The sequence below is a fragment of the Kineosphaera limosa NBRC 100340 genome (assembly GCF_000298215.1).
GTDB lineage: Bacteria > Actinomycetota > Actinomycetes > Actinomycetales > Dermatophilaceae > Kineosphaera > Kineosphaera limosa.
Genome location: NZ_BAHD01000031.1, coordinates 67460 through 75356, shown reverse-complemented (window position 1 = coordinate 75356; position 7897 = coordinate 67460). Strand labels below are relative to the sequence as shown.

The following is a 7897-nucleotide window of genomic DNA, read 5'->3' as shown; positions in this document are numbered from 1 at the left end:
CCGTCGCGGCGGCGAGCGTCCGGCACGCGGTGGCCGCACCGACGAGCAGGCGCCGGCTGCCAGCGAGCAGTCGCCGGCTGCAAGCGAGCCGGCGACCGTCACGGCGGGCGCCGCCAACCAGGGAGAGCAGTCCTGATGTTGATTCCCCGTCGAGTCAAGCACCGTAAGCAGCACCACCCCAAGCGGTCGGGTGCTGCCAAGGGCGGCACCACGATCGCGTTCGGCGACTACGGCATCCAGGCCCTCGAGCCCGCCTACGTCACCAACCGTCAGATCGAGTCCGCTCGTATCGCGATGACCCGCTACATCAAGCGTGGCGGAAAGGTCTGGATCAACATCTACCCGGACCGTCCGCTGACCAAGAAGCCGGCCGAGACCCGCATGGGCTCCGGTAAGGGTTCGCCCGAGTGGTGGGTCGCCAACGTCAAGCCCGGTCGTGTCATGTTCGAGCTTTCCGGTGTCTCCGAAGAGGTGGCCCGAGAGGCGATGCGTCTGGCGATGCACAAGCTGCCGATGAAGTGCCGCTTCATTCAGCGTGAAGGAGGGGACGTCTGATGGCCGTTGGAAGCAAGGACCTCGCGCCGCAGAAGCTGCGTGAGCTGTCCGACGAGAACCTCGTCGACGAGCTCGGCAAGGCCAAGGCGGAGCTGTTCAACCTCCGGTTCCAGTCGGCCACCGGCCAGCTGCAGAACAGCTCGCGCCTCAAGGCGGTCCGCAAGGACATCGCGCGGATCTACACGATCATGCGCGAGCGCGAACTGAACATCGGCGGCCAGAAGTCGGTGAAGTGACGATGAGCGAGCAGGAGCAGAGCGTGAGCACGCAGACCGAGCGCAACTTCCGCAAGACCGCGCGCGGCTATGTCGTGTCCGACAAGATGGACAAGACGGTCGTGGTCGAGGTCGAGGACCGCGTCAAGCACGCGCTCTACGGCAAGGTCATGCGCCGCACGAGCCGACTCAAGGCCCACGACGAGAACAACGCCGCCGGCGTCGGCGACCGCGTCCTCATCATGGAGACCCGCCCGCTGTCGGCCGGCAAGCGCTGGCGCATCGTCGAGATCCTCGAGAAGGCTAAGTAGTCGGCTGCGCCGACCGGCACGCTTCGCGTGCCGCGCGGTCGCCGCTTCGCGGCGGCGACTGGTGGTTCCGAGAATTCAGGCTCGCTTCGCTCGCGAATTCTCGGGCTGCTGACGCAGCCGCAGTCGGTCGCCCGCTTAGGCGGGCACCACCCAAATCTAGTAATTGCGGGGCCTTCGGGTTTCGCCTAGTTCCGCAAGGCTCGCTTGGCGAGAACCAGCGTGACGACAGGAGTAACTAGTGATTCAGCAGGAGTCGCGGCTTCGGGTCGCCGACAACACCGGTGCCAAGGAGATCTTGTGCATCCGGGTGCTCGGTGGCTCGGGTCGCCGCTACGCCGGTATCGGTGACGTCATCGTCGCCACCGTCAAGGACGCCATTCCCGGCGGCAACGTCAAGAAGGGCGATGTCGTCAAGGCCGTCATCGTGCGGACCAAGAAGGAGCGTCGCCGCGGCGACGGTTCCTACATCAAGTTCGACGAGAACGCCGCCGTCATCCTCAAGGGCGACGGCGACCCCCGCGGCACCCGAATCTTCGGCCCCGTGGGACGCGAGCTGCGCGAGAAGAAGTTCATGAAGATCATCTCGCTTGCGCCGGAGGTGCTGTAACTCATGGCAAAGATGAGGATCAAGAAGGGTGACCTCGTGCAGGTCATCACCGGTCGCAAGCAGGACAAGGGCGGCGACCGCGGCAAGCAGGGCAAGGTCATCGAGGTGTTCCCCGAGACCGGCCGTGTGCTCGTCGAGGGCATCAACCGGGTGACCAAGCACACCCGCCCCGGCCAGAGCGGTGGCGAGGCCCGCGCCGGCGGAATCGTCGTCGTCGAGGCGCCGATCCACGTCAGCAACGTGGCCATCGTCGACCCCGAGACCAAGAAGCCGACCCGCGTGCGCGTGCGCACCGAGCAGGTCGAGCGTGGCGGACGCACCAAGACCGCGCGCATCCGCGTGGCCGTGCGCTCCGGGAAGGACATCTGATGAGCGTCGAGACGCAGGGGCCGACCCCGCGCCTGAAGACCAAGTACCGCCAGGACATCAAGCCGGCGCTGCGCGAGCAGTTCGGCTACGCCAACGTCATGCAGGTTCCCGGCGTCACCAAAGTCGTCGTGAACATGGGTGTCGGCGAGGCCGCGCGTGACTCCAAGCGGATCGAGGGCGCGGTGCGCGACCTCACCGCGATCACCGGCCAGAAGCCGGTCGTCACCCGCGCGCGCAAGTCCATCGCGCAGTTCAAGCTGCGTGAGGGCATGCCGATCGGTGCGCACACCACGCTGCGCGGCGACCGCATGTGGGAGTTCCTCGACCGGCTCGTGTCGGTCGCGCTGCCCCGCATCCGCGACTTCCGCGGCCTCTCGCCCAAGCAGTTCGACGGGCGCGGCAACTACACGTTCGGTCTCAACGAGCAGTCGATGTTCTACGAGATCGACCAGGACCGCATCGACTTCGTGCGCGGTATGGACATCACGGTCGTGACCACCGCGACCAACGACGACGAGGGCCGTGCGCTGCTGCGCCAGCTCGGATTCCCGTTCAAGGAGAACTGATCGTGGCCAAGACCGCACTGATCAACAAGGCCAACCGCAAGCCGAAGTTCAAGGTCCGTGGCTACACGCGCTGCCAGCGCTGCGGCCGGCCCCACTCGGTCTACCGCAAGTTCGGCCTGTGCCGTGTGTGCCTTCGTGAGATGGCCCACCGAGGCGAGCTGCCCGGCGTCACCAAGAGCAGCTGGTAACGCCCGGGGGGCTGCGCCCCCCGGGGACCCCCCCAGGAAGGCGTGGGGCTCGCTTTGCTCGCGCGTTCCTTTACCGGGAAACCCAGCTCGCTTCGCTCGCGGGTTTCCCGGGCCGGCATTCGCCGGCGGGACTACTCGCCGCAGCACTCAGCGGTACACGCAGTTAGAACCAGAAACCTCTACACCGAAGGTCGCCCGCCAGTTGGCGGGAAGGAAACCCCGGTGAGGAAGGGCGGAGAGCCCACATGACGATGACAGACCCGATCGCGGACATGTTGACCCGCGTGCGTAACGCCAACTCGGCGCACCACGACGTGGTGTCCATGCCGTTCTCGAAGCTGAAGTCCAATATTGCGGACATCCTGACCGCCGAGGGCTACATCAGCGGATGGCGTGTCGAAGACGCCGAGGTCGGCAAGACGCTGACCATCGACTTGAAGTACGGCCCGAACCGGGAGCGTTCGATCTCCGGTGTGCGCCGCGTGTCCAAGCCCGGACTACGCGTGTACGCCAAGTCGACGAACCTGCCCAAGGTCCTCGGCGGCCTGGGCGTGGCGATCATCTCCACGTCCTCCGGTCTGCTGACCGACCGCCAGGCCGCTGAGAAGGGCGTAGGTGGGGAAGTCCTCGCCTACGTCTGGTAACCCGAAACACACGGCAGAAGGAGGAGAGAGAGCATGTCCCGTATCGGACGACTCCCCGTCACCGTGCCTTCGGGCGTCGACGTGACGATCGACGGTCAGAGCGTCAAGGTCAAGGGCCCCAAGGGCGAACTTGCGCTGACCGTTACCGCCCCGATCACCGTTGATCGCGGCGACGAGGGCGCCATCGAGGTCTCTCGGCCCAACGACGAGCGCGAGTCGCGTTCGCTGCACGGCCTGACCCGTTCGCTCATCGCCAACATGGTGCAGGGCGTCACTGCGGGCTTCGAGAAGAAGCTCGAGATCTACGGCACCGGTTACCGCGTGCAGAACAAGGGCGGCAACCTGGAGTTCGCGCTCGGCTACAGCCACCCGATCACCGTGGAGCCCCCCGTGGGCATCACGTTCACGGTCGAAGGCCCCACCCGGTTCGCCGTCCAGGGCATCGACAAGCAGCTCGTCGGCGAGGTCGCTGCGAACATCCGCAAGCTGCGCAAGCCCGACCCCTACAAGGGCAAGGGCGTGCGCTACGCCGGCGAGCAGATCCGCCGCAAGGTCGGAAAGGCTGGTAAGTAACCGATGGCACTCACGATTAAGCGCGGCAAGTCCAAGACCGCTGCCCGCACCCGCCGCCACTTCCGGCTGCGTAAGAAGGTCACCGGCACCACGAGCCGTCCGCGCCTGGTCGTCTCCCGCAGCAGCCGCCACATCGTCGCCCAGGTGGTCGACGACACAGTGGGCAAGACGCTGGCCAGCGCCTCCTCCATGGAGGCCGACCTGCGTAGCTTCGAGGGCGACAAGACCGCCAAGGCCCGCAAGGTCGGCGAACTGCTCGCCGCCCGCGCCAAGGAGGCCGGGGTGGAGGCCGTCGTGTTCGACCGCGGCGGCAACAAGTACCACGGCCGCATCGCCGCCATCGCTGATGGCGCCCGCGAGGGGGGCCTGAGCCTGTGAGCACGCACGCCGACAACTTCGGAAAGAGGAACCACTGATGGCTGGACCCCAGCGTCGAGGCACCGGTGCCGCCGAGGGCGGCGGCGCCGAGCGGGGCGGCGGTCGTGACCGTCGTGACCGCGACAACCGTCGGGGCGGCGCCGCCACCGACGAGCGCAACCAGTACCTGGAGCGGGTCGTCACGATCAACCGCGTCTCCAAGGTCGTCCAGGGTGGGCGTCGCTTCAGCTTCACCGCCCTGGTCGTCGTAGGCGACGGTGACGGCACGGTCGGTGTCGGCTACGGCAAGGCCAAGGAGGTGCCCGCGGCGATTGCCAAGGGCGTCGAGGCCGCCAAGAAGGCCTTCTTCAAGGTGCCGCGCATCCAGGGCACGATCCCGCACCCGGTGCAGGGTGAGGCCGCGGCGGGCGTCGTCCTGCTGCGTCCGGCGTCCCCCGGTACCGGTGTCATCGCCGGTGGCCCGGTGCGCGCCGTGCTCGAGTGCGCCGGCATCCACGACGTGCTGTCCAAGTCCTTGGGCTCGGACAACGCGATCAACATCGTCCACGCGACCGTCCAGGCCCTCAAGGACCTGGAGCGTCCGGAGGCTGTTGCGGCTCGCCGCGGCAAGCCGCTGGAGGACGTCGCCCCGGCCGCGATGCTGCGCGCTCGCGCCGCAGGGGTTGGTGCGTGATGGCACGTCTGAAAGTGACCCAGACCAAGGGCAAGATCGGGACCAAGCACATGCACCGCGAGACGCTGCGCACGCTGGGCCTCAAGCGCATCGGCGACACCGTCGTGCGCGAGGACTCGCCGGCGACCCGCGGCATGGTCCGCACGGTGGCTCACCTGGTCGCCGTCGAGGAGGTTGACTGACCATGGCTGAGAACGCCAGCAACGAGGCCAAGCCGCTGAAGGTGCACCACCTGCGCCCGGCGCCCGGGGCCAAGACCGCCAAGACCCGCGTCGGTCGCGGTGAGGGCAGCAAGGGCAAGACCGCCGGCCGCGGCACCAAGGGAACGAAGGCCCGTTACCAGGTGCCGGAGCGCTTCGAGGGTGGCCAGATGCCCCTGCACATGCGTCTGCCGAAGCTGCGCGGGTTCACCAACCCGTTCCGCACCGAGTACCGGGTGGTCAACCTCGACCGCCTCGCCACCCTGTACCCCGACGGCGGCGACGTCACCGTCGAGGACCTGGTCGCCAAGGGTGCGGTCCGCAAGGGCCAGCCCGTCAAGGTGCTCGGCGACGGCGACATCTCCGTGGCGCTCACCGTGAGCGTGCACAAGGTGTCCGGCTCCGCCAAGGAGAAGATCGAGTCCGCCGGCGGCACCGTCACGGTGCTTTGAGTCGCACTCCGCGACATCAGGCAGACTTGAAATTGCACGTTGAAATAGCCGTTGACCTGCGCTGATGCGCCAGGTCCGCGGTGCCGGGTGACACCCCGGGCGCAGAAGGAACTGCGCCCGGGGTGTTATCGTTTTCTTGGGGGTTCAGGCGGGGTGAATCCCTCACTCCGTCACTACGATCGGGGCCGGCGGTCGATCCGCGCCAGTGCCCGCAGCAAGCTCGTGTCCTCCCCGTTCAGGGGTGGTGCGGCGCGCATCAGGAGGACCAGTGCTGACCGCATTCGGCCGGGCTTTCACAACGCCCGAACTGCGAAAGAAGCTGTTGTTCACGATTTTCGTGATGACGCTCTTCCGCCTCGGCTCCCACATTCCGACCCCCGGCGTCAGCTATGTCGCCGTGCAGGAATGCCGGCCCGCCGCCGGTCAGGCCAACCAACTGTTGGGCCTGGCCAACCTCTTCAGCGGTGGCGCGCTGCTGCAGCTGTCGATCTTCGCGCTCGGCATCATGCCGTACATCACCGCCAGCATCATCGTGCAGCTGCTGACCGTCGTCATTCCCCGGTTCGAAACCCTCAAGAAGGAGGGGCAGACCGGGCAGGCCAAGCTCACTCAGTACACCCGGTACCTGACGATCGGACTTGCCGTGCTGCAGTCCTCGACGTTCGTCACGTTCGCGCGTAACCCCGCGCAACTGTTCCCCGGCAGCAACTGCGAGCAGATCCTGGTCGACGACGGCTTCGTCACCGTGGCAATCATGGTGCTGACGATGACCGCCGGCACCGGCCTCATCATGTGGATGGGTGAGCTCATCACCGAGCGCGGCGTCGGCAACGGCATGTCGCTGCTCATCTTCACCTCGATCGCCGCCGGCTTCCCGAGCTCGCTCTGGGCGATCAAGCAGCGCGACGGACGCTGGGACACCTTCATCCTGGTGATCCTCATGGGCCTGGCGCTCATTGCGGTCGTTGTCTTCGTTGAGCAGTGCCAGCGGCGCATCCCGGTGCAGTACGCCAAGCGGATGGTCGGGCGACGCATGTACGGCGGCACGACCACCTACATCCCGCTGAAGGTCAACCAGGCCAACGTCATCCCGATCATCTTCGCCGCCTCTCTGCTGGCGATCCCCGGCCTGGTCGTGCAGTTCTACCAAGGCCGCCCGGAGGTGCCCGTCTGGGTGGAGTGGATCCAGGCGCACCTGGTGCGCGGTGACCACCCCTGGTACATGGCGATCTACGTGCTGCTCATCGTGTTCTTCACGTTCTTCTACGTCTCGATCTCGTTCAACCCGCAAGACGTCGCGGACAACATGAAGAAGTACGGCGGCTTCATCCCCGGCATCCGCGCCGGGCGCCCGACCGCGCAGTACCTGTCGTACGTGCTCAACCGCATCACGGTCGTCGGCGCGCTCTATCTGGCGATCGTCTCGCTGATCCCGCTGGTCGCGCTCGTGCTCATCGACGCCAACCAGAATTTTCCGTTCGGAGGCACCTCCCTGCTCATCATCGTTGGTGTAGGACTGGAGACGGTCAAACAGATCGAGTCCCGTCTCAAGCAACACCACTACGAAGGGTTCCTCCGCTGATGCGTCTCCTCATCCTCGGCCCGCCCGGCGCAGGCAAGGGCACCCAAGCCGCCCGGATCGCGCAGAGTCTGTCCATCCCCGCCATCTCCACCGGCGACATCTTCCGCGCAAACATCAAGGGCGGCACCGAACTCGGCAAGAAGGTGCAGGACATCCTCGCCGCCGGCCAGTACGTGCCCGATGAGGTGACCAACGAGATCGTCGCCGACCGCTTGTCTGCGGACGACGCCGCCGACGGCTTCCTGCTCGACGGCTACCCCCGCACGCTCGCGCAGGTCGAGGCACTGGATGCGATGCTCGCCGAGTCCGGCACCGGTCTGGACGCCGTGCTGGAGTTGACGGTGCCCACCGAAGAGGTCGTGCAACGACTGCTCAAGCGCGCCTCCATCGAGGGCCGCGCCGACGACACCGAGGAGGTCATCCGCGAGCGGATGGCGGTGTACACCAAGGAGACCTCACCGCTGGCGCAGACCTACTCGCAGCGTGGTCTGCTGCGTTCCGTCGACGGCACCGGCGACATGGACGAGGTGTTCGCGCGGCTGGAGGGTGCGTTGAAGGAGACCTCCGACTCATGATCTTGAGCC

The 7897-nt window shown here is 66.7% G+C and carries 15 protein-coding genes; all 15 read left to right on the top strand.

What is annotated here, in order from left to right; translation table 11 throughout:
• Positions 1-135 precede the first annotated feature (135 nt).
• The 15 genes from rplP (at position 136) to KILIM_RS10415 (ending at position 7888) form a co-directional block, all read left to right on the top strand.
• On the top strand, positions 136-555 hold the full coding sequence (gene rplP / locus KILIM_RS10485; RefSeq protein ID WP_006592647.1) for a 50S ribosomal protein L16: 420 nt from the start codon (positions 136-138) through the stop codon (positions 553-555).
• Complete coding sequence (rpmC, locus tag KILIM_RS10480; protein WP_006592646.1) at positions 555-791, top strand: 50S ribosomal protein L29; 237 nt, start codon at positions 555-557, stop codon at positions 789-791. The genes rplP and rpmC overlap by 1 nt, the downstream gene beginning before the upstream one ends.
• Before the next feature lie 2 nt (positions 792-793).
• Positions 794-1081: a 30S ribosomal protein S17 gene (gene rpsQ / locus KILIM_RS10475; RefSeq protein WP_040562928.1), complete on the top strand. Its 288-nt coding sequence runs from the start codon at positions 794-796 to the stop codon at positions 1079-1081.
• 238 nt (positions 1082-1319) lie between these two features.
• Positions 1320-1688: a 50S ribosomal protein L14 gene (gene rplN, locus KILIM_RS10470; RefSeq protein ID WP_006592644.1), complete on the top strand. Its 369-nt coding sequence runs from the start codon at positions 1320-1322 to the stop codon at positions 1686-1688.
• Between the two features lie 3 nt (positions 1689-1691).
• Positions 1692-2057: a 50S ribosomal protein L24 gene (gene rplX, locus KILIM_RS10465; protein WP_006592643.1), complete on the top strand. Its 366-nt coding sequence runs from the start codon at positions 1692-1694 to the stop codon at positions 2055-2057.
• Complete coding sequence (gene rplE / locus KILIM_RS10460) at positions 2057-2623, top strand: 50S ribosomal protein L5 (RefSeq protein WP_006592642.1); 567 nt, start codon at positions 2057-2059, stop codon at positions 2621-2623. Before rplX ends, rplE begins: the two co-directional genes overlap by 1 nt.
• Positions 2624-2625: 2 nt before the next feature.
• On the top strand, positions 2626-2811 hold the full coding sequence (locus tag KILIM_RS10455; RefSeq protein ID WP_006592641.1) for a type Z 30S ribosomal protein S14: 186 nt from the start codon (positions 2626-2628) through the stop codon (positions 2809-2811).
• 245 nt (positions 2812-3056) lie between these two features.
• Positions 3057-3455 carry a 30S ribosomal protein S8 gene (rpsH, locus tag KILIM_RS10450; protein WP_006592640.1) on the top strand — a complete coding sequence of 133 codons (399 nt, stop codon included), beginning with the start codon at positions 3057-3059 and terminating at the stop codon, positions 3453-3455.
• Positions 3456-3488: 33 nt separating this feature from the next.
• Positions 3489-4028: a 50S ribosomal protein L6 gene (gene rplF, locus KILIM_RS10445; protein WP_006592639.1), complete on the top strand. Its 540-nt coding sequence runs from the start codon at positions 3489-3491 to the stop codon at positions 4026-4028.
• A gap of 3 nt (positions 4029-4031) precedes the next feature.
• Complete coding sequence (rplR, locus tag KILIM_RS10440) at positions 4032-4406, top strand: 50S ribosomal protein L18 (RefSeq protein WP_006592638.1); 375 nt, start codon at positions 4032-4034, stop codon at positions 4404-4406.
• 37 nt (positions 4407-4443) lie between these two features.
• The gene (gene rpsE, locus KILIM_RS10435; protein WP_006592637.1) at positions 4444-5079 is read left to right on the top strand and encodes a 30S ribosomal protein S5; all 636 of its coding nucleotides are present in this window, start codon (positions 4444-4446) and stop codon (positions 5077-5079) included.
• Positions 5079-5261, top strand: a complete 183-nt coding sequence (gene rpmD, locus KILIM_RS10430; protein WP_006592636.1) for a 50S ribosomal protein L30 — start codon at positions 5079-5081, stop codon at positions 5259-5261. Before rpsE ends, rpmD begins: the two co-directional genes overlap by 1 nt.
• 2 nt (positions 5262-5263) lie before the next feature.
• The gene (gene rplO / locus KILIM_RS10425; protein ID WP_006592635.1) at positions 5264-5731 is read left to right on the top strand and encodes a 50S ribosomal protein L15; all 468 of its coding nucleotides are present in this window, start codon (positions 5264-5266) and stop codon (positions 5729-5731) included.
• 268 nt (positions 5732-5999) lie between these two features.
• Entirely contained in the window at positions 6000-7313 is a 1314-nt protein-coding gene (gene secY / locus KILIM_RS10420) for a preprotein translocase subunit SecY (protein WP_006592634.1), read from the top strand.
• A complete protein-coding gene (locus tag KILIM_RS10415) occupies positions 7313-7888 on the top strand; it encodes an adenylate kinase (protein WP_006592633.1) in 576 nt (191 codons plus the stop codon). Before secY ends, KILIM_RS10415 begins: the two co-directional genes overlap by 1 nt.
• Positions 7889-7897 lie beyond the last annotated feature (9 nt).